General features: G+C 55.2%; 1 pseudogene. It reads right to left on the bottom strand.

The window, feature by feature from the left end:
• Window positions 1-122: 122 nt before the first annotated feature.
• Window positions 123-250: pseudogene (locus O2S87_RS19375) on the bottom strand (IS5/IS1182 family transposase); the annotation flags it as partial.

Here is a 250-nt window from a genome sequence, read left to right as displayed (position 1 = left end):
ACTGTCGTATTGTTGACCGCTTCGACTTCATATCGACAGAAGGCGTCCAATTGCATACAACTTTCACGGAAACTGGACGGAGAAAGCACCGAGAGTGCGATTAATTAGCGGCGCAACGAGGCATCCCTGAAGGCTTTCGAGTCATAGCCACGGTCTGCAGCTAATGAACGCAGGTCGGCCGCATTCCTGCGGGCGACCTGCGGACCGATCTTCGCGTCGTGCTTCTTTGTCGTCGTGCAGTGGATGTCGG

This window comes from Halohasta sp. A2 (genome assembly GCF_056175805.1).
Note: the sequence above shows the minus strand (reverse complement) of the source record. Positions and strands in the feature narration are given on the sequence as shown.